This window comes from Streptomyces sp. NPDC001401, assembly GCF_042895385.1.
Classification (GTDB): Bacteria; Actinomycetota; Actinomycetes; order Streptomycetales; family Streptomycetaceae; genus Streptomyces.
The window spans coordinates 1653008-1673062 of sequence record NZ_JBIAWI010000001.1; the positions used below are offsets into that span (position 1 = coordinate 1653008).

Here is a 20055-nt window from a genome sequence, read left to right on the forward strand (position 1 = left end):
TCCATTTGACTTGCTGAGCAACGGCCATCGTATGCGAGGACCCCACCAAGCCGGGAGGCCTGCCGGTACGACGACCGCCGAAGGCTTCGCGCACCGCTTCAAATCTTCTTCAAAGGGGACAACGGACGGGCCCTGCGGATGGTGCCGCATCACGCCGACGAATTGCGCGAATTGTGATCACGCGCTCACACACGGCAAAAAGATGGCGTCCGTGTCGGGCGTCCGAGCAGAATCAGCCGATGGAACCCGTCACGCTCACGACCTCCCGGCTGCTCCTGCGCACGGTCGGCCCCAAGGACACCGACGCGGTGTACGCCGCGGCCCAGGATCCCGACATCCAGCGCTGGACGGCGATTCCTTCGCCCTACCTCGCCGAGCACGCGCGGACTTTCACCGAGGAACTCGCCCCCAACGGCTGGACGAACGGTTCCATACTCACCTTCGCCCTGTTCCTCCCCGAAGGGGAGGAACTCGTGGGCATGCTCAGCCTCACCATGCATTCTCTGAGCATGGCCGAGATCGGCTTCTGGGGCACGAAGGAACACCGCGGCAACGGCTACGTCACCGAGGCCGTCGTCGAGGTCTCCCGCTGGGCCTTCACCCACCTGTCGGTCGACCGCGTGGAATGGCGTGCGGAAGTGGGCAACAGCGCCTCCCGCGCGGTGGCGGAGCGCGCCGGCTTCGTCATCGAGGGCGTCCTGCGCTCCGCGATCATCCACCAGGGCGTACGCCGGGACTCCTGGGTGGGTGCCCTGCTGCCGTCGGACCTGGGGCTGCCGTCGACGGCGCCGTATCTCCCGGCACCCGCCTCAACACCGGGCGCCCCATGACGAATTCGCAGGTCACCCCGCGTTGTCAGTGCCGCCTTCTATCGTGCGGACCATGACGACCCCGCGCCCCGCCACCGACCTCTCGGCAGACGACGCCCGCCGCATCGCCCTCCGCGCCCAGGGCTTTCTCGGCACACCCGACCGCAGGGCCGGCGTGCGCGGCGTCCTCCGCCACCTCGGCGCGGTCCAGCTGGACACGATCTCGGTGCTGGCGCGCTCCCATGAGCTCATCCCGTACGCCCGCCTGGGCGCGGTGGGCCGCAGCAAGGTCGAGGACGCGTACTGGAAGGCGTCTTCCGCCGGCCCGCACGCCTTCGAGTACTGGTCGCACGCCGCGTGCATCCTCCCCGTCGAGGAGTGGCCCCACTTCGCCTTCCGCCGCCGCGCCTACCGAAGCCGCCCGCACTGGAACCACGCCCTCCCGGACGGCGCCTACGACCAGGTCATCAAGCAACTCCGCGCCGAAGGCCCCCTCACGGCGACGGAGTTGGGCGGCGCAAAGCGCACCAGCGAGTGGTGGGACTGGTCCGGCGCCAAGGTCGCCGTCGAGCGCGCGCTGATGTACGGGGAGGTGGTGTGCGTGGAGCGCCGCGGCTGGAAGCGGGTCTACGACCTCGCCGAGCGCGCGATCCCGGACACCCTGCTGCACGACGAGCTGGATGACACGGAGTGCCTACGCCGCCTGGTCCGCCTGGCGGGCCAGGCGCTGGGCGTCGGCACACGCGCCGACATCGCCGACTACCACCGTCTCAAGGGCGAGCAGGTCGAAGCGGTGATCGCCGACTCGGGCCTGGTCCCGGTCACGGTCGAGGGCTGGTCCAAACCGGCCTGGGCCGACCCGGCGGCCCTGGACACGCCGCCGCGCGGCCGCCACCGCACCACGCTCCTGTCCCCCTTCGACTCCCTGATCTGGGAGAGGGCGCGCACAGAGCGGATCTTCGGCTTCACCCACCGGCTGGAAGCCTACGTCCCCAAGCCGAAGCGGGTGTACGGCTACTTCGCGATGCCGGTCCTCGCCGGCGGCCGCCTGGTCGGCCGCGTCGACCCGGCCCGCGAGGGCCGCACGCTGGTGGCCAGGCAGGTCACCCTGGACGGCCCCAAGGCGGTCCCTGCGGTGGCCCAGGCCCTGACAGAAGCAGCGAGCTGGGTGAACTGCACGGACGTACGCGTGGAACGGGTGGACGCGCCAGAACTGCGCGAGCCCCTGGCCCAGGAGCTCACTCGCATGCTCGGCTGAGCGTCACCGGATCTCGAGGATCTTCTCCCGCATCGCGTACACCACCGCCTCCATCCTGGAGTGCAGCTGCAGCTTCTCCAGGATGTTGCGCACGTGGTTCTTCACGGTGTTCTCGGAGATGAACAGTTCCTTGGCGATGTCCCGGTTGTTCATTCCCGTGGCGACGAGTTTGAGGACTTCCAGCTCGCGGTCCGTCAGCCGTGGCGCGGGTACGAGCCGGCGCTCGTCGGTGCGCTGGATCATCGACTTGAACTCGGTGAGCAGCTTGGACGCCATGGAAGGGCTGATCTGGGACTGCCCGTCGGCCACCGCGCGAATGGCGGTGGCCACCTCGTCCGTGGAGATCTCCTTGAGGAGATAGCCGGTCGCACCCGCCTTGATCGCGTCGTAGAGGTCGGCTTCCTCGTCGCTGATCGTCAGCATGATGATCTTGGCGCTGGGGGCGACCTCCTTGATGGAGGTGCAGGCCTCGATCCCGCCCCGCTTGGGCATCCGCACATCCATCAGGACGATGTCCGGAAGCAGGTCGGCCGCCTTGTCGACGGCCTCCGCACCGTCCCCTGCCTCCCCGACGACCTGGATGTCCTCCTCGGCCGCGAGCACGATCTCCAGGCCCCGGCGGAAGAGGGCGTGGTCGTCCACGACAAGGACTCTGATCGGCTCCTTGCGTGGAGAGCCCGCGTCCGGGCCCATGCCGACGACGCCGCCGTCGGCATCCTCGTCATGCATCGGTCCGAAGCTGTCCGCCATCGTTCCTCCCCCTGAAGGCTGTGGCCTGTGGTGCTGTGCCATCGCCAACCCAAGGCAACGGCCCACCGATTGGGCCATTGCCGCCATGATTCCATGCCCGGGCGACAACGCGGTGACAGAGCGGCTCGTGAAGGGGTCGCACACCGGTGCCCCTGGGGGCGCACAGGCGCTCCAGGGGCACTGGCTCAGCTGTCAGCCGCGCGGGTCAGCCACCCAGCGTGCCGCCCGGCGCGGGAGACTGCGCCTGGGCAACCATCGGGTCGGTGCTGAGGTGGATGACGCCGTAGTCGTAGGCGTGCCGCCGGTAGACGACACTGGGCTCCTTCGTCTCGGAGTCGACGAACAGGTAGAAGTCGTGTCCGACCAGTTCCATCTCGTAGAGGGCCTGGTCGAGGGTCATCGGGGAGGCGACGTGGGTCTTCTCGCGGACGATGAGGGGGCCTTCGCCCTTGACCTCCAGCGAGCCGATCTTCTTGGTGGGCACTCCGTCCTGGTCTTCCTCGTGGACGGGGTGGCCGTTCCCGTTGAGCGTCGCCGCGCCCGGAACGTGGTCGGGGACCTCGGCGGCCGAGATCCTGCGCGCGCCGCGGCGAGAGAACCGCTTGTCGTGCTGCTTGCGCAGCCGGGCATCCAGCTTCTCCGCCGCCAGGTCGAGCGCCGCGTACGGATCGCTGGCCGCTGCCTCCGCCCGGATCACCGGACCGCGGGAGCGGAGCGTGATCTCCACTCGGTCACAACGGTCGGCCTGTCGGGGGTTGGGCTCCTTGGACACCTCGACGTCGAGGCTGATCACCTTGCCATCGAGCTTCTGGATCTTCTCCAGCTTCAGCTTCTCGGCCACGTGCTTGCGGAACCGCTCGGGCACCTCGGTCTTGCGGCCCTTGACGACGATGTCCACGCAGAACTCCGTTCCCGGATCACTCCGCTCCACTGGCGGAGCATCTCCCTTTTGCACCAGGCTCCGGCGAGCTCCGGAACCTACGGACTCGGTGACTTCCACCTCCTCCCCCGCGGGCAAGATCTCCACTCCACCGTGACGGGTGATTGTGAAAAACCCGCAGCACGGCATTCGGGTACGAGAGCGATGGCCTGCGCCTTTCTCTCACAACCGAACATATCTCGCCCGGACGGATGTCGTCACCCTCTACCGCGACGTACCTCCGTTCAGGTGAATTGACCCTCTCATTACCTGCAACGATGCAACTTGGCAGTCAGTTCCGGTTTATTTCGAAAGAATCTGGCGGCGCGGCGACCACGGCTGCGCAGATCACGTCACCTGCGCCGCCCGCACCCGGCATTCCTGGCACGGAGTGCATACGGCGGGTCGCTTCGTCCGCCGACTCGGCCGTCCGTTCTCCTGTGCCTTCCCGAGCAGCTGCCGTGTACACAGCCGTAGTTGCTTCGTCGTACGAAACCAGCCCCGAGAAGTGCCGTTGCGCAACCGCCGCTTGTGCTCTCCTCCCATGCGCGCCCGTCCTTTCTTCCGGCACCGTCGCCGCCCGCACGGCACGCGCCGCCTCGGCCAGGGACGCGCCGGTGGTCATCAGGTCGTCGACGAGCACGACCGAACTGCCGCGAAGCAGCCGGTCACCGCCGGGAGCCACCGCCAGCGCGCCCGCGAGATTGTCCAGCCGCTGCCGGGAGTTGAGCCCGGACTGGTCGGCCACGGCACGCCGCTGTCGCAGCACGGCGAGCACTCGGGCCGCGGTCCCGGTCCGCCGCAGCTCCCCCGCCGCGGCGAGCGCGATCCGCCGCGCCGGGTCATGGCCCCGCGCCCGCACCGCCGAACGCGCGGACGGAACGGGAACAAGCAGTACGGGCGGCCCGCCCCCAGCAGCATGGCCAGGCGCCTCCCTGAGCCCCGCCCGCACGGCCCCTGCCAGTGCCGTGCCCAGCGGTGCTGCAAGGGCCAGCGCGCCCCGTTCCTTGTGGGCCAACAGGGTGGCTCGCACCTCGTCGGCGTACCGGGCGGCCGCGTGCACCACGGGCAGCCCGGGCGGCTCCGGCACCGGTCGCACCCGGCTCGGTGCGGCCCCGCTCAGGACGGCACGGCACTCCGGGCAGAGCACCGTGCGAGGCCTCCCGCAGCCTCCGCACTCGGCCGGCAGCACCAGGTCGGTGAGGTCCTGCCACCACCCCCGCATGCCCACCACTGTGCCAACACCCGAGCCGCCCTGCCAGCCCTGTGGAAAACTCCCTGTGGACAAGTCGTCCCGGGTGCAAACCACACCCTCGACGCGGCCGGAAACGGCCGCCCCCGGACAGCCTCACCGGCTCACCGGCACAAGAGCTTCACCCCGGATAAACCGGCGCCACCCCGTCCGTGACCTTCTGCCACTGCGCCCCGGACGGCAGTCGTACGATCCCGTCCTCCGAGTACGCCACCAACGGCAACCGGTCGGACTCGGCCGCGGTGATCTCCTTGATCCCGGACAGGGCCGCGGGTGCCGGTCCCTCCGGTGTGGAGCCGTCGACCTGCGCGTACCGCATGGTCTGCAGTCCGCCCTGTTCGCGCCCGACCACGACAAGCCGGCTGTCCCCGGCCCACGACATGGCCGTGACGTCCTCCAACTCCGGTGTCGCGGAGTGCAGTCCGAGCACCGAAACCGTCGGCCGGTCCTCCCCGGCCTCCTGCCGCCGCTCGATCCGCCCGATGAGCAGGGACTTCTTGCTGCCCTTCGCCACCACGAGCGCTATGCGCACCCCGTCTGCGGCCACTCGGACGTCCTGGATGCGGCCGTCCAGCTCCGGGATCTTCACCACGAGCGGCTCGCCCTTGCCCTGGTCCAGCAGGAGCAGCCGGGGGTTGTCGGGATCGCGGTCGGCCACCCAGAGGTTGCCGGACGCGTCCCAGCTGGGTGCCGTCAGCCGGTCGTTCTGTCCCGACTTGCCGTGACTGGTCAGCACGGGGTCGCCGAGTGAACTGTCGGACACCAGCGACGCGACGTACAGCTCCTTGCCGTCGCCGGCGACGGCGGCCGCGGTGTCCTCGTCGCGCGACACGGCGACCGAGCGCAGCTCCTTGTCGCCCTCGCCGAGCGCCCCGGTCACCGGTTCGGCCTTGGTGCTGTTGCTGCCGGCCGCTATTCGTACGAGCCGGTTCTTGCTGTCGATGAAGTACAGATAGCCGGGAGGCTGCACCGAGCCGCGCGCGGCGACGGTGTCGGCCCGGTCCTCCCTGAGCGAGCACAGCCGCGACTTGCCGGACTGCAACTCGACCTGGTCCACCGCCGGGGTGAGGTTCTGCAGTGTGAACAGGAGCTGGGCCGCCATCTCGTTGCACTGGCCCTGACCTACCCGGGCGGCTTTCTCGTTCAGCGGCACGGTCAGCTTGTTCTGGTCGTCGGGCGTCAACGTGGTGACACCGTTCTTCAATGCCGTACCTGTCGGAAAACTCGTCCGGACCACGTGATCGAGCCAGTTCGTGGGCCCGTTGAGCAGCGAGCGGACCATCTGCGTCATGGGGTCCACGCGCCGGCGCACGTACACGGGATCGGCGACGGGCGCCGGCTGCGGCGTCGTCCCGGCCGCCGCGTTCGAGGCGAAGTAGTACTTGTTGACGGACATGTAGTTGCGCTGGAAGTCCGACTTACCCATGACGACGCCCTGCGGCAACCTGTCGATGCGCCACTGCTTGGTCTTCTTGTCGCGCGTGAGATGCACCGGAGCGTCGTAGGGCCCGCCGGCGGGCGAGTACGCCTGCTGCTCGTCCACCTTCGCGACCCTCGTGCCGGTCAGTGCGAACGAGAGGTCGTCGGGGCCCTCCCGGCTGCCCAGACGGTTGGGGTCGATGCCCGGTCCGTCGGCGAGGACGGTGCTGGACAGCCCCGGCTTCCAGGTCTGTGACGCCGCCTTGGTCAGATATTGCCGCGCTGTCGAATAGTTCGGATCGTCGCTGGTCAACGCCTCGAGGAAACCGGAGACGATGTCCGAGGGCTGGGCGTTGTCCTGGGGCGGTATGGCGAAGACCCGCACCTGGGTGTCCTGCCGTGGCGTGGAGTCGACGCCACGCAGGTCGCCGCTGTCGGGCATCGAGGCGCACCCCGCCAGCAGTACGACGCCACAGACTGCGTACGCCAACGCGCGCATCGGTCTGCGCCCGGCGCTCCCCTCGCGGTCAGCGCCCACGAAATGCCTCCCCTTGCTTCTTCGACCCCTCCGGCCCGGTGTCCGGGCGGCTCGAGCTTTCGCCCGGTGCTCCGTCCGCGGTGGGTGTCTCGTCCTGTCGTCGCGCTCCGGAAGTCGGGCGGGGCACCACGCGTGCGCCGTTCCCGGGCAGCGCCGTCGGGTCGGCGGTGGGGGCCGTACCGGCCAGTCTCGGGGCTATCGGCGGTATCTGGTCCGCGACCGGCTGCGCGGGCACGGTGGCGACCTTGTCCCCGCCTCCGCGCGGCAGCCCGGCGTCGTTGAGTCCTCGGTTGCGCCGCGAGTCCTTGGGTTCCAGGGGTATCGGCGAGCCCCGCAGCGGCTCGTCCGCGGTCCGCGGCAGCGTCAGCCGGAACTGCGAGCCGCCGCCCGGCTCGCCCCAGGCCTGCAGCCAGCCGCCGTGCAGCCGTGCGTCCTCCAGGGCGATGGACAGCCCGAGGCCCGTACCTCCGGTGGTACGCGCGCGTGCCGGGTCCGCTCGCCAGAAGCGGCTGAACACGCGCGTGGCTTCGCCGGGCTTGAGCCCGACGCCGTAGTCGCGCACCGCGACGGCGACCGCCCCGCCCGCTGCGGCGAGCTTGACGACGACGTCCTTGCCCTCGCCGTGCTCCACGGCGTTGACGACGAGGTTGCGCAGCACCCGCTCCACTCGCCGGGCGTCCGCCTCGGCGACGACGGGCTGCTGGTCGCCCAGCACGCGTATGTGCGTGCCCTTGCGCTCGGCGAGCGGCTCGGCCCCGCTGACGACCCGCCGTACGACCTCCCTGAGGTCTATCGGCTCCGCCTCCAGCGCCGCCGCACCCGCGTCGAACCGGCTGATCTCCAGCAGGTCCGCGAGCAGCGACTCGAACCGGTCCAGCTGATCCGCGAGCAGCTCCGCCGACCGCGCGGTGATCGGGTCGAAGTCCTCGCGCGCCTCGTGGATGACGTCCGCGGCCATCCGTACGGTCGTCAGCGGCGTCCGCAGCTCGTGCGACACGTCCGACACGAACCGCCGCTGCATCCGCGACAGGTCCTCCAGCTGCTGGATCTTCAGCTGCAGGTTCTGCGCCATCTTGTTGAAGGCCTCGCCGAGCCGCGCGATGTCGTCCTCGCCGGTGACTTTCATACGTTCCTGCAGGCGCCCCGCGGACAGCCGCTCGGCGATCCCGGCCGCCATCCGCACGGGCGTGACGACCTGCCGCACCACCAGCCAGGCAATGGCTCCGAGGAGTACGACGACGAAGAGCCCCGCGGTCGCCAGAGTGCCCTTGACCAGGCTCAGCGACTTCTCCTCCTGCGTGAGCGGGAAGAGGTAGTACAGCTGGTACGGGTCGCCGTTGGGGTCGTTGACCTGCTTACCGATGACGAGTGCCGGCTGCGGCTCCTTGTCGCCGCTGTAGATGATGCGGGTGTAGCTCTGAGCGGCCGAGGTGTTGTCGTTGACCCGCGTGCGCAGGTCCTGCGGCACACTCGCGTTGGGATCGACTCCACCGGAGGCACGCGGCCCGCGCCCGCCGCCGCTGTTGTCGCCCGCCGGCAGGGTCACCACGTCAAAGGCGCCCAGGCCGCCGCTGGAGAGCGACGACACGAGGTCACTCATCCACGGAGTGAGGTTCTGCGAGGGGCGTCCGTCCCCGGCCGTGCCGTCGTCGCCGGTCCCGGTCGCCGCCTCGTCGGCCTTCTGCTTGGCCACCGCGAACCCGCCGGTGGCCTGACTCTGCGAGGCCTTCACCTTGGCGTCCAGCAGCCCGTTGCGCACCTGCCCGATGACGACGAACCCGAGCAGCAGCACCACACCCAACGACATCAGCAGCGTAGTGACGACGACTTTGAGCTGGATATTGCGCCGCCACAACCGCATGACGGGCAGCAACGGCCGCCGAACCCAGCGCATGAACAAGCGGAGCACCGGGCTGCCCTGGACTCCGCCCTGCAGCAGCCCGCCCTCCAGCAGACGGCCCCACCGGGACCCTGTCGCCTTCCGGCCGACAGGCCGCCCCGCGCGGGCCCTGTCCGGCCCGGGCACCGAAGCGGCACTGTCACCGGACATGTCAGCTGGGCCCTGCCTTGTAACCGACGCCCCGGACGGTCACCACGATCTCCGGCCGCTCGGGGTCCTTCTCGACCTTGGAGCGCAGCCGCTGCACGTGAACATTCACAAGCCGGGTGTCCGCAGCGTGCCGGTATCCCCACACCTGCTCGAGCAGCACCTCACGCGTGAACACCTGCCACGGCTTCCGCGCCAGCGCCACCAGCAGATCGAACTCCAGCGGCGTCAGCGCGATCGACTGCCCGTCCCGCTTCACTGAGTGACCGGCCACGTCGATGACGAGGTCACCTATGGCCAGCTGTTCCGGCGCGGGCTCCTCCGACCGCCGCAGCCGCGCCCGGATCCGGGCGACCAGCTCCTTCGGCTTGAACGGCTTCACGATGTAGTCGTCGGCCCCAGACTCCAGCCCGACCACCACGTCGACGGTGTCGCTCTTGGCCGTGAGCATCACGATCGGCACACCGGACTCCGCCCTGATCAGGCGGCACACCTCGATACCGTCTCGCCCTGGCAGCATCAGGTCGAGCAGCACCAGATCAGGTTTGCTCTCACGGAATGCAGCCAGCGCCTTGTCGCCGTCAGCTACGAAAGACGGCTCAAAACCTTCACCACGCAGCACGATGCCGAGCATCTCGGCCAGTGCCGTGTCGTCGTCGACGACAAGGACTCGTCCCTTCATAAACGACATCATCCCATTCTCATAACGGTGGCGAAGGTGCAGGTGAGCAGCGTCACTGGCCCGTGACGATAGTCGTACTCGGCCGTCACTGTCTGCCCCTGTCCCGCGACGTCGATGTCAGTAACGGATGTCAGCTACCCAGGGTAGGCGGAGCCTGACCATACGGTCGGCCCTGCAGCTCTTGGCCGGGCTGCGACGACGCTGCGACAGACTTGGCATACCCGCCCCGATCCCGCTCACTGCTCGCAGGCAATTTCGCGGTGAGAGAGCGAGCCACCCGAACCACCTTGTCGTCCGACACGGCAGCCGGGCTGTCGAGATGTCCGCCGTGTTCGCCTTGGTCGCGAAGGTCAACACCCAGGTCCGAGCTCCCAAGTTCCATACGCCGAAGGTGACGTGGCTGCCGGGCCTGGATCTGACAGCCGGTCTCCCGAGAGGCATGCCGGCCCAAATCGCTCACCTGGTCGACCCGCACGTCGCGCATCCCGGCCGAGGCGGGATTCCCCCTCAGGTCGTGGGCGGCGGACAGCCCGCCCACATCCGCGAGCTGGAAACCGCCCAACCGACCCCCGACGCCCGCTGAAGCCGTGGGACCTCGCGGCCCCGCGGCGCGATTCGCCGCAGGCGGAAGGGCCCTTCGCCTCGATCGAGCCGACGTCATCCCATCAGCTGATCGTTACCTCGCGCGACCTGGCACACAGCTCTGCAAGAGCCTCAGCCGTCACGGGCGAAACGGCACCCTCTTCCGTGACGATCGCGGTCACCAGCTCGGGCGGTGTCACGTCGAATGCCGGGTTGTACGCCTGGGTCCCCAGGGGCGCCACCGGAATCCCTCCTCCGGCTTCGGCTCCCGCCACCGGCACCTGAGGCGCTGTGACCTCGGTCACCTCATGACCGGGGCGCTGCTCGACCTCGATGGATGCCCCGTCGGGGGTGTCCGGGTCCACCGTCGTCACCGGTGCCACCACGATGAACGGCACATGGTGGTACCGCGCGAGCACCGCGAGCGGATAGCTCCCCACCTTGTTCGCCACCGAACCGTCGGCCGCAATGCGGTCCGCCCCGATCAGCACCGCGTCCACCTCGCCGGCCGCGAAGAGCGAGCCCGCCGCGTTGTCCGTGAGCAAGGTGTACGCCATGCCGCTGCGCGCCGCCTCATAAGCCGTCAGGCGAGCGCCTTGCAGCAACGGACGCGTTTCGTCCACCCACAGCCGCCGCAGCCTCCCCGCGCGGTGCGCCGCGAGCGCCACGGCGAACGCAGTCCCCTCCCCGCCCGACACCAGCGACCCGGTGTTGCAGTGGGTGAGGATCCGGTGCCCGCCACCGGGCAGCAGCTCGTCCAGGAGTGCCAGCCCGCGCTCGGCCATACGCGCACTGGCCTCGGCGTCCTCCTTGTGCAGCCGACGTGCCGCGGCAAGCGCCGCCGCAGCAGCCTGCCCGGCATCGCCGCTACTGGCGAACTCGGCGCGGTAGGCGGTTTGGGCCCTGCGCACACCGACAGCAAGGTTCACCGCAGTGGGCCGGGCACCGCTCAGCGCGGTCGCAGCCTCGTCCACGTCGAAGCCGCGCGCGGCGGCGAGCGCGACACCGTACGCTCCCGCGATGCCGAGCAGCGGCGCCCCGCGTACGGCCAGCGAACGGATCGCCTCCACCAGCGCGGACGCGTCCGTGCAGACCCGCTCGACCTCCTCGGCCGGCAACCTCGTCTGGTCGAGGAGTACCAGTACAGGGCCTTCAGGTGGCTCCTCCCAGCGGATCGCCGGTATCTCGGTCGGCCTGCTGCCTTCGCCGGATTGCGCGTACTGATCAGCCATGCGGTCAGTCTGCCCCTTATCCGGCGGACAATTGAAGGTGTGTAGCCCATACCGCGGCCGGTACCTCGGCAACCACCCCATGGCACGATGGCTGCCAACCTGCCGCCGCGACCGCGGACGGGCACCGTGAAGGAGCGACGATGAAAGACACTCCGGGCTGGGCCTCGCCCGGATCTGCCCCGTCCGACGGGCAGGAGCCCGGCACGTCCGGCCCTGCCGGGCCCACCGACCGACCCGGCCCCGCAGAGCCCGCGGACCAGCCCGGTCCCGACCCGCAGGACACTCCCGACCCACAGGGCCCCGGCTCGCAGTGGTCCAAGCAGCAGCCGCCACCCGGCCAGTGGTCCGCGCCCGCCGGCCCTGCAGGCTCCGGCCAGCCCGCTCCGCCGCCACCACCCGGCCCCGGCTGGGGCACCCAGCCTCCCCCCGGCCCGGGCGGCTACGGCGCTCCCGGTCCCGACGGCTCCCGGGCCTACGGCACTCCCGGATACCCCGCATGGGGCGGCGGCTGGGGCGGCCCCCCACCCGCCGCCAAGCCGGGCGTCATTCCGCTCCGCCCGCTCGGCGTGGGCGAGATCCTCGACGGCGCCGTCTCCACCATGCGCACCTACTGGCGCACAGTGCTGGGCATCTCCCTCACCGTCGCGGTGGTTACCGAGATCCTCATCATCCTGCTCCAAGGCCTCGTGCTGAACGACACCAGCACCGCGGCCCTCGACGACCCGAGCGCCTCCGCGAGCGAACTGACCCGCGCCATGGGCGAGGTCATGCTCAGCTCCGGCGCAGTCTTCCTGATCTCTCTGATCGCCACAGTCGCCGCGACTGCCCTGCTCACCACCGTCACCAGCCGCGCGGTCCTCGGCCGCCCCGTGACCACCGGCGAGGCCTGGCGCGACGCCCGCCCTCAGGTCGTGAAGCTGTTCGGCCTGATCCTTCTGTTGCCTCTCATCGCCGCCGCCATTGTCTTTGGGGGCACGCTGCCCGGCATCCTCGTGGCCGTCTTCGGGAACACCGACGGAGGTGTCGCGCTCGCCGTCCTGGGCGGCATCGCCGCCGGCGTCGTCGCCCTGTGGCTGATGATCCGCTTCTCCCTGGCCTCGCCGGCACTGATGCTGGAAAAACAGGGCGTCGTGAAGTCGATGAGCCGATCCGCGAAGCTCGTCCAAGGCTCCTGGTGGCGTGTCTTCGGCATCCAGTTGCTCGCCGGAATCATCGCGAACATCATCTCGGCGATCGTCGTCATCCCCTTCACTTTTCTCGCCGCAGCCCTCGGCGGCGACGGCATCATCGGCTTCCTCAACAATCAGGGCAGCAACCTCGGCTGGACCTTCCTGATCATCAGCGGGATCGGCTCGGTGATCGGCTCCATGATCACGTTCCCGATCAATGCCGGCGTCACTGCGCTCCTCTACATCGACCAGCGCATCCGGCGCGAAGCCCTCGACCTCGAACTGGCCCGCGCTGCCGGTGTCCAGGGCTACGGCACCGACGCCGGCTCGGGAGGCTGATGCGGTGAGCGTGACGGGGGGAGTTCTCACAGCGGTGCCGACGGCCCTGCCGCGCGCCGCGGAATCGGCCGTACGTACGCTGCTGCGCGCCGGCGACACATCCGTCTTGTCGCTGGCGCGCTCCGGCGACGAACCGCCGGTGACGATCCCGCGAGATCCCGCACGCGATGCCGCCCGTCGGGAGCTGTCGAAGCGGATGTACCACGAGAACGACCCCAGCCTGTTCCAGCGCGCCCTGAACGCCTTCTGGGACTGGATCGACAAGCTGTTCGGCTCGGCCGCGGCCGCGACACCCGGGGGCACACTCGGCCTGGTCGTCGTCATCGTGGCCGTACTCGCGGTGCTGGGCGCACTGTGGTGGCGGCTCGGCACACCGCGCCGTGAACCCACCTCGTCCGCCGCCCTGTTCGACGACCGTCCCCGCAGCGCCACCGAACACCGCGCGGCCGCGGAGGCACACGCCGCCCAGGGCCACTGGAACCAAGCCGTCCAGGAACGCATGCGCGGCATCGTCCGCTCCCTCGAGGAACGCGCACTCCTCGACATCCGCCCCGGCCGCACCGCGGACGAGGCAGCCGCAGAAGCAGGCCGCGTACTGCCCAACCACACGGACAGATTGCGCTCCGCTGCCCGGGATTTCGACGATGTGACATACGGCGGCCGAAGGGCGAGCGAGCAGTCGTACCACCGCATCGCCGAACTCGACCGCGACCTCGAACGCACCAAGCCCCAGCTCGCAAGCAGCAGCCCCAGCAAGGCCCGCAACACCCGCCAGGGAGCCGCCGGATGACGACCGAGGCCACGCTCCCGTCCACCTCGGCCTCGCCCACCGCACGCCAGGTGTGGACCCGCACGCGAGGCATCGCACTCGCCGTCGTGCTCCTCCTGGTGGCGGCTGTCGTGATCGCCGTGATCCGCTCCGACACGCGGCACGGCGAACTCGACCCACGCTCCGTCGCCCCCTACGGCAGCCGCGCCGTCGCTGAACTCCTCGCCGACCGCGGCGTGTCCACACGCATGGTCACCACCCTGGACGAAGCGCGCGCCGCAGCCGCCCCGGACACCACGCTCCTGGTCGCCCTCCCCGACCTGTTGACGCACCGTCAACAGACCCGGCTGCACTCCGCGATCGCAAACTCCGGCGGCCGCACCGTCCTCATTGCCCCGGGCAGCTGGTCCGTCGAAAAGCTTGCCCCGGGCGTCACCGCGGACCCCGCCACCAGCTTCGACTCGACGCTCTCCCCCGACTGCCGACTGCCCGCTGCCCGCCGCGCGGGCACCGCAGACACGGGCGGCATCCGCTACACCACCACACACCTCGGTGCCGACGAGTGCTACCGCAGCGAGCGCCTGGCCACCCTCCTGCGCATTCCGGAGACCTCCGGAGACGGCGACACCGTCGTCCTCGGCGCGCCCGACATCCTCTTCAACGACCACCTCGACAAGGAGGGCAACGCCTCGCTCGCCCTCCAACTCCTCGGCTCCCGCCCCCATCTGGTCTGGTACCTCCCCTCACTTTCCGACAACTCCGCCACCGACACGGGCGACGAAAAAGGCTTCCTCGACCTGCTCCCCTCCGGCTGGCTCTGGGGCACCCTGCAGCTCTTCATCGCGGCAGCCCTCGCCGCCCTCTGGCGGGCGCGCCGACTTGGCCCCCTCGTGCCTGAAAGACTCCCTGTGGCGATCCGCGCCTCCGAAACCGTCGAAGGCCGCGCCCGCCTCTACCGCAAAGCGAAAGCCCGCGACCGCGCGGCCGCCGCTCTTCGCTCCTCCACCCGCACCCGCCTCGCCCCCCTCGTAGGCGCCCCCGTCGCCCAGGCGCACGCGCCCGAGGCCCTGCTCCCCGCCCTGTCCGCCCATCTCCACGGCGACGGACAGGCCCTGCACTCGCTCCTCTTCGGCCCGCCGCCCAGCGACGACGCGGCTCTCATCGCCCTCGCCGACCAACTCGACGCCCTCGAAAGAGAGGTACGCCGTCCATGATGGCCCCGACCACTGACAACGCCGGGTACGCCGGGGATCCGGGCAAGGCCCGAGCCTCCCTGGAGGCCCTGCGCGCCGAGATCGCCAAAGCCGTGGTCGGCCAGGACCCCGCCGTGACCGGCCTCGTCGTCGCCCTCCTCTGCCGCGGACACGTACTACTAGAAGGAGTCCCCGGGGTCGCCAAAACTTTGCTCGTACGCGCCCTCGCCTCCGCACTCGAACTCGACACGAAGCGCGTGCAGTTCACCCCCGACCTGATGCCGAGCGACGTCACGGGCTCCCTGGTCTACGACGCTCGCACCGCCGAGTTCTCGTTCCAGCCCGGCCCGGTCTTCACCAACCTCCTCCTGGCCGACGAGATCAACCGCACGCCCCCGAAGACCCAGTCGTCCCTCCTGGAAGCCATGGAGGAACGCCAGGTCACGGTCGACGGCACCCCGCGCCCGCTCCCCGACCCCTTCCTGGTCGCCGCAACCCAGAACCCGGTCGAGTACGAGGGCACATACCCCCTCCCCGAAGCCCAACTCGACCGTTTCCTCCTTAAACTGACGGTCCCTCTCCCCTCCCGCCAGGACGAGATCGACGTACTCACCCGCCACGCCGAGGGCTTCAACCCACGCGACCTGCACGCCGCCGGCGTACGCCCCGTGGCCGGCCCGGACGACTTGGAGGCCGCCCGCGCCGCCGTCGCCAAGACGGCCATCTCCCCGGAAATCACCGCCTACGTGGTGGACATCTGCCGGGCCACCCGCGAGTCGCCGTCTCTCACCCTGGGCGTCTCCCCGCGCGGCGCCACTGCCCTCCTGGCCACCTCGCGCGCATGGGCATGGCTCACGGGCCGCGATTACGTCATCCCCGACGACGTCAAGGCCCTGGCCCTCCCCACTCTCCGACACCGCGTGCAACTCCGCCCCGAGGCAGAGATGGAAGGCGTCACGGCCGACTCCGTCATCAACGCAATCCTCGCCCACGTCCCCGTCCCACGCTGATGGCACTCACCGGACGCGCCGCGCTCCTCGCGGCCCTCGGCTCCCTCCCCGTCGGCATCTGGGACCCCAGCTGGACGGGCATGCTCGCCGTGAACGCCCCCCTGGCCGTGGCCTGCGCCTGTGACTTCGCCCTCGCAGCACCGGTACGGCGCCTCGGCCTGGCCCGCTCCGGCGATACGTCCGTACGCCTGGGCGAGGCCGCCGACGTGACCCTCACCGTCACCAATCCAGCCCGCCGTCTCCTCCGTGCCCGCCTGCGCGATGCCTGGCCCCCCAGCAGCTGGCAGCCCGGCACCGAAGTAGCGGCTTCGCGCCACCGCCTGACCGTGCCGGCCGGCGAACGCCGCCGCGTCACCGCCCGTCTACGCCCCACCCGCCGAGGCGACCGCCAAGCAGATCGCGTGACGATCCGCTCCTACGGCCCCCTCGGTCTGTTCTCACGCCAAGGCAGCCACCAGGTCCCCTGGACAGTACGCGTGCTGCCGCCCTTCACCAGCCGCAAGCACCTACCCTCGAAACTCGCCCGCCTGCGTGAGCTCGACGGCCGCACCAGCGTGCTCACCCGCGGCGAAGGGACAGAATTCGACAGCCTGCGCGATTACGTACCGGGCGACGACACCCGCTCCATCGACTGGCGTGCGACGGCCCGCCAGACCACGGTCGCCGTACGCACGTGGCGTCCCGAACGGGACCGCCACATTCTGATCGTCCTGGACACCGGCCGCACCTCAGCAGGTCGTGTGGGCGACGCCCCACGCCTCGACGCGTCGATGGACGCGGCCCTGCTCCTGGCGGCACTCGCCTCACGCGCCGGCGACCGGGTGGACCTGCTCGCCTACGACCGTCGGGTACGCGCCCTCGTCCAGGGCCGCACGGCACGCGACGTACTCCCGTCCCTGGTCAACGCGATGGCCGCACTCGAACCCGAACTGGTCGAACTGGATGCCCGAGGCCTGACAGCAACCGCACTTCGCACGGCCCCCCGCCGCTCACTCATCGTGTTGCTCACAAGCCTCGATGCGGCGCCCGTGGAGGAAGGCCTGCTTCCCGTCCTCTCCCAACTCACCCAGCGCCACACAATTCTGGTGGCATCGGTAGCGGACCCATACATCGCCCGTATGGCGAACTCCCGAGGAAACACCGAGGCCGTCTACGACGCTGCAGCCGCCGCCCAGGCCCAAAGTGAACGCCACCGCACCGCGGAACAACTCCGCCGCCACGGGGTCACCGTCGTCGACGAGACTCCGGATGAACTGGCGCCAGCACTGGCAGATGCGTATCTGGCACTGAAGGCGGCGGGACGTCTGTAATACGAGGGGGCTCTCTGAAGGGCCTCCGAGACGTAAGCCCTGAAATGCAGAAAACCCCCGTGCCGAATGGCACGGGGGTTTTCTCACAATTTGTTCGGCGGCGTCCTACTCTCCCACAGGGTCCCCCCTGCAGTACCATCGGCGCTGTAAGGCTTAGCTTCCGGGTTCGGAATGTAACCGGGCGTTTCCCTCACGCTATAACCACCGAAACACTATGAAACTGTCGAACCTGCCGCGCCGTTGTCGTGGCCCGACAACGGGGCTGTTCGTGGTTTCAGAACCAACACAGTGGACGCGAGCAACTGAGGACAAGCCCTCGGCCTATTAGTACCGGTCACCTCCACACCTTGCGGTGCTTCCAGATCCGGCCTATCAACCCAGTCGTCTACTGGGAGCCTTACCCCATCAAGTGGGTGGGAGTCCTCATCTCGAAGCAGGCTTCCCGCTTAGATGCTTTCAGCGGTTATCCCTCCCGAACGTAGCCAACCAGCCATGCCCTTGGCAGGACAACTGGCACACCAGAGGTTCGTCCGTCCCGGTCCTCTCGTACTAGGGACAGCCCTTCTCAAGACTCCTGCGCGCACAGCGGATAGGGACCGAACTGTCTCACGACGTTCTAAACCCAGCTCGCGTACCGCTTTAATGGGCGAACAGCCCAACCCTTGGGACCGACTCCAGCCCCAGGATGCGACGAGCCGACATCGAGGTGCCAAACCATCCCGTCGATATGGACTCTTGGGGAAGATCAGCCTGTTATCCCCGGGGTACCTTTTATCCGTTGAGCGACGGCGCTTCCACAAGCCACCGCCGGATCACTAGTCCCGACTTTCGTCCCTGCTCGACCCGTCGGTCTCACAGTCAAGCTCCCTTGTGCACTTACACTCAACACCTGATTGCCAACCAGGCTGAGGGAACCTTTGGGCGCCTCCGTTACTCTTTAGGAGGCAACCGCCCCAGTTAAACTACCCATCAGACACTGTCCCTGATCCGGATCACGGACCCAGGTTAGACATCCAGCACGACCAGACTGGTATTTCAACGACGACTCCCCCCGAACTGGCGTCCGGAGTTCACAGTCTCCCAGCTATCCTACACAAGCCGAACCGAACACCAATATCAAACTGTAGTAAAGGTCCCGGGGTCTTTCCGTCCTGCTGCGCGAAACGAGCATCTTTACTCGTAGTGCAATTTCACCGGGCCTATGGTTGAGACAGTCGAGAAGTCGTTACGCCATTCGTGCAGGTCGGAACTTACCCGACAAGGAATTTCGCTACCTTAGGATGGTTATAGTTACCACCGCCGTTTACTGGCGCTTAAGTTCTCAGCTTCGCCCCACCGAAATGGAGCTAACCGGTCCCCTTAACGTTCCAGCACCGGGCAGGCGTCAGTCCGTATACATCGCCTTACGGCTTCGCACGGACCTGTGTTTTTAGTAAACAGTCGCTTCTCGCTGGTCTCTGCGGCCACCCCCAGCTCAGAGTGCAAGACTCATCACCAGGCATGGCCCCCCTTCTCCCGAAGTTACGGGGGCATTTTGCCGAGTTCCTTAACCATAGTTCACCCGAACGCCTCGGTATTCTCTACCTGACCACCTGAGTCGGTTTAGGGTACGGGCCGCCATGAAACTCGCTAGAGGCTTTTCTCGACAGCATAGGATCATCCACTTCACCACAATCGGCTCGGCATCAGGTCTCAGACACATGAGCGGCGGATTTGCCTACCACTCGTCCTACACCCTTACCCCGGGACAACCACCGCCCGGGCTGGACTACCTTCCTGCGTCACCCCATCACTCACCTACTACAGGTCTGGTCCGTCGGCTCCACCACTCCCCCTTGCCCGAAGGCTCCGGGGCGGCTTCACGGACTTAGCATCGCCTGGTTCGATGTTTGACGCTTCACAGCGGGTACCGGAATATCAACCGGTTATCCATCGACTACGCCTGTCGGCCTCGCCTTAGGTCCCGACTTACCCTGGGCAGATCAGCTTGACCCAGGAACCCTTAGTCAATCGGCGCACACGTTTCTCACGTGTGAATCGCTACTCATGCCTGCATTCTCACTCGTGAACCGTCCACAACTGCCTTCCGGCGCTGCTTCACCCGGCACACGACGCTCCCCTACCCATCACAGCCGCCGTTGGGCGTATTGCTGCAATGACACGACTTCGGCGGTACGCTTGAGCCCCGCTACATTGTCGGCGCGGAATCACTAGACCAGTGAGCTATTACGCACTCTTTCAAGGGTGGCTGCTTCTAAGCCAACCTCCTGGTTGTCTCTGCGACTCCACATCCTTTCCCACTTAGCGTACGCTTAGGGGCCTTAGTCGATGCTCTGGGCTGTTTCCCTCTCGACCATGGAGCTTATCCCCCACAGTCTCACTGCCGCGCTCTCACTTACCGGCATTCGGAGTTTGGCTAAGGTCAGTAACCCGGTAGGGCCCATCGCCTATCCAGTGCTCTACCTCCGGCAAGAAACACACGACGCTGCACCTAAATGCATTTCGGGGAGAACCAGCTATCACGGAGTTTGATTGGCCTTTCACCCCTAACCACAGGTCATCCCCCAGGTTTTCAACCCTGGTGGGTTCGGTCCTCCACGAAGTCTTACCTCCGCTTCAACCTGCCCATGGCTAGATCACTCCGCTTCGGGTCTTGAGCGTGCTACTAAAACGCCCTGTTCGGACTCGCTTTCGCTACGGCTACCCCACCCGGGTTAACCTCGCAACACACCGCAAACTCGCAGGCTCATTCTTCAAAAGGCACGCAGTCACGAGAA

General features: G+C 68.3%; 15 protein-coding genes and 2 rRNA genes. 8 read left to right on the forward strand and 9 right to left on the reverse strand.

Annotated features, from left to right (window positions below; all coding sequences use genetic code 11):
* Window positions 1-239 precede the first annotated feature (239 nt).
* Window positions 240-830 (forward strand): GNAT family N-acetyltransferase, encoded by a 591-nt coding sequence (locus tag ACFY10_RS07590; RefSeq protein ID WP_390664089.1) that lies wholly within the window; start codon window positions 240-242, stop codon window positions 828-830.
* 52 nt (window positions 831-882) lie between these two features.
* Window positions 883-2067: a winged helix-turn-helix domain-containing protein gene (locus tag ACFY10_RS07595; RefSeq protein ID WP_390664090.1), complete on the forward strand. Its 1185-nt coding sequence runs from the start codon at window positions 883-885 to the stop codon at window positions 2065-2067.
* Between the two features lie 3 nt (window positions 2068-2070).
* Here ACFY10_RS07595 and ACFY10_RS07600 read toward each other — a convergent pair whose 3' ends face one another.
* The 6 genes from ACFY10_RS07600 to mtrA all read right to left on the reverse strand — a co-directional run bounded on the left by ACFY10_RS07600 (window position 2071) and on the right by mtrA (window position 9686).
* Complete coding sequence (locus ACFY10_RS07600; protein ID WP_099929264.1) at window positions 2071-2817, reverse strand: response regulator transcription factor; 747 nt, start codon at window positions 2815-2817, stop codon at window positions 2071-2073.
* 205 nt (window positions 2818-3022) lie between these two features.
* Window positions 3023-3715 (reverse strand): ribosome hibernation-promoting factor, HPF/YfiA family, encoded by a 693-nt coding sequence (gene hpf, locus ACFY10_RS07605; RefSeq protein WP_260326615.1) that lies wholly within the window; start codon window positions 3713-3715, stop codon window positions 3023-3025.
* Between the two features lie 313 nt (window positions 3716-4028).
* Window positions 4029-4961, reverse strand: a complete 933-nt coding sequence (locus ACFY10_RS07610) for a ComF family protein (RefSeq protein ID WP_390664091.1) — start codon at window positions 4959-4961, stop codon at window positions 4029-4031.
* 148 nt (window positions 4962-5109) lie between these two features.
* Entirely contained in the window at window positions 5110-6945 is a 1836-nt protein-coding gene (locus ACFY10_RS07615) for an LpqB family beta-propeller domain-containing protein (protein WP_390664092.1), read from the reverse strand.
* Complete coding sequence (gene mtrB, locus ACFY10_RS07620) at window positions 6935-8995, reverse strand: MtrAB system histidine kinase MtrB (RefSeq protein WP_390664093.1); 2061 nt, start codon at window positions 8993-8995, stop codon at window positions 6935-6937. The genes ACFY10_RS07615 and mtrB overlap by 11 nt, the downstream gene beginning before the upstream one ends.
* Before the next feature lies 1 nt (window position 8996).
* Window positions 8997-9686, reverse strand: coding sequence for a two-component system response regulator MtrA (gene mtrA, locus ACFY10_RS07625; RefSeq protein ID WP_187284748.1), 690 nt, complete (start codon window positions 9684-9686; stop codon window positions 8997-8999).
* A 316-nt stretch (window positions 9687-10002) separates the two neighbouring features.
* Between mtrA and ACFY10_RS07630 the strand changes: the two genes are divergently transcribed.
* Window positions 10003-10257: a hypothetical protein gene (locus ACFY10_RS07630; RefSeq protein ID WP_390664094.1), complete on the forward strand. Its 255-nt coding sequence runs from the start codon at window positions 10003-10005 to the stop codon at window positions 10255-10257.
* A gap of 82 nt (window positions 10258-10339) precedes the next feature.
* Here the strand turns inward: ACFY10_RS07630 and mtnA are convergent, their stop codons facing one another.
* On the reverse strand, window positions 10340-11488 hold the full coding sequence (gene mtnA, locus ACFY10_RS07635) for an S-methyl-5-thioribose-1-phosphate isomerase (RefSeq protein ID WP_390664095.1): 1149 nt from the start codon (window positions 11486-11488) through the stop codon (window positions 10340-10342).
* 140 nt (window positions 11489-11628) lie between these two features.
* On the opposite strand from mtnA, the gene ACFY10_RS07640 reads away from it, so the two are divergent.
* Genes ACFY10_RS07640 through ACFY10_RS07660 form a run of 5 tightly spaced genes read left to right on the forward strand, consistent with a single transcriptional unit; the run spans window position 11629 to window position 17278 of the window.
* Complete coding sequence (locus ACFY10_RS07640) at window positions 11629-12996, forward strand: hypothetical protein (RefSeq protein ID WP_390664096.1); 1368 nt, start codon at window positions 11629-11631, stop codon at window positions 12994-12996.
* Window positions 12997-13000: 4 nt separating this feature from the next.
* Window positions 13001-13786, forward strand: a complete 786-nt coding sequence (locus tag ACFY10_RS07645) for a DUF4129 domain-containing protein (RefSeq protein ID WP_390664097.1) — start codon at window positions 13001-13003, stop codon at window positions 13784-13786.
* Window positions 13783-14979 carry a DUF4350 domain-containing protein gene (locus tag ACFY10_RS07650; RefSeq protein WP_390664098.1) on the forward strand — a complete coding sequence of 399 codons (1197 nt, stop codon included), beginning with the start codon at window positions 13783-13785 and terminating at the stop codon, window positions 14977-14979. The genes ACFY10_RS07645 and ACFY10_RS07650 overlap by 4 nt, the downstream gene beginning before the upstream one ends.
* A complete protein-coding gene (locus ACFY10_RS07655) occupies window positions 14979-15968 on the forward strand; it encodes an AAA family ATPase (RefSeq protein WP_390664156.1) in 990 nt (329 codons plus the stop codon). The genes ACFY10_RS07650 and ACFY10_RS07655 overlap by 1 nt, the downstream gene beginning before the upstream one ends.
* Window positions 15968-17278 (forward strand): DUF58 domain-containing protein, encoded by a 1311-nt coding sequence (locus tag ACFY10_RS07660; protein ID WP_390664099.1) that lies wholly within the window; start codon window positions 15968-15970, stop codon window positions 17276-17278. The genes ACFY10_RS07655 and ACFY10_RS07660 overlap by 1 nt, the downstream gene beginning before the upstream one ends.
* 92 nt (window positions 17279-17370) lie before the next feature.
* Here ACFY10_RS07660 and rrf read toward each other — a convergent pair.
* Window positions 17371-17487: ribosomal RNA gene (rrf, locus tag ACFY10_RS07665) — 5S ribosomal RNA — on the reverse strand.
* A 95-nt stretch (window positions 17488-17582) separates the two neighbouring features.
* A 23S ribosomal RNA gene (locus ACFY10_RS07670) occupies window positions 17583-20055 on the reverse strand; the annotation flags it as partial.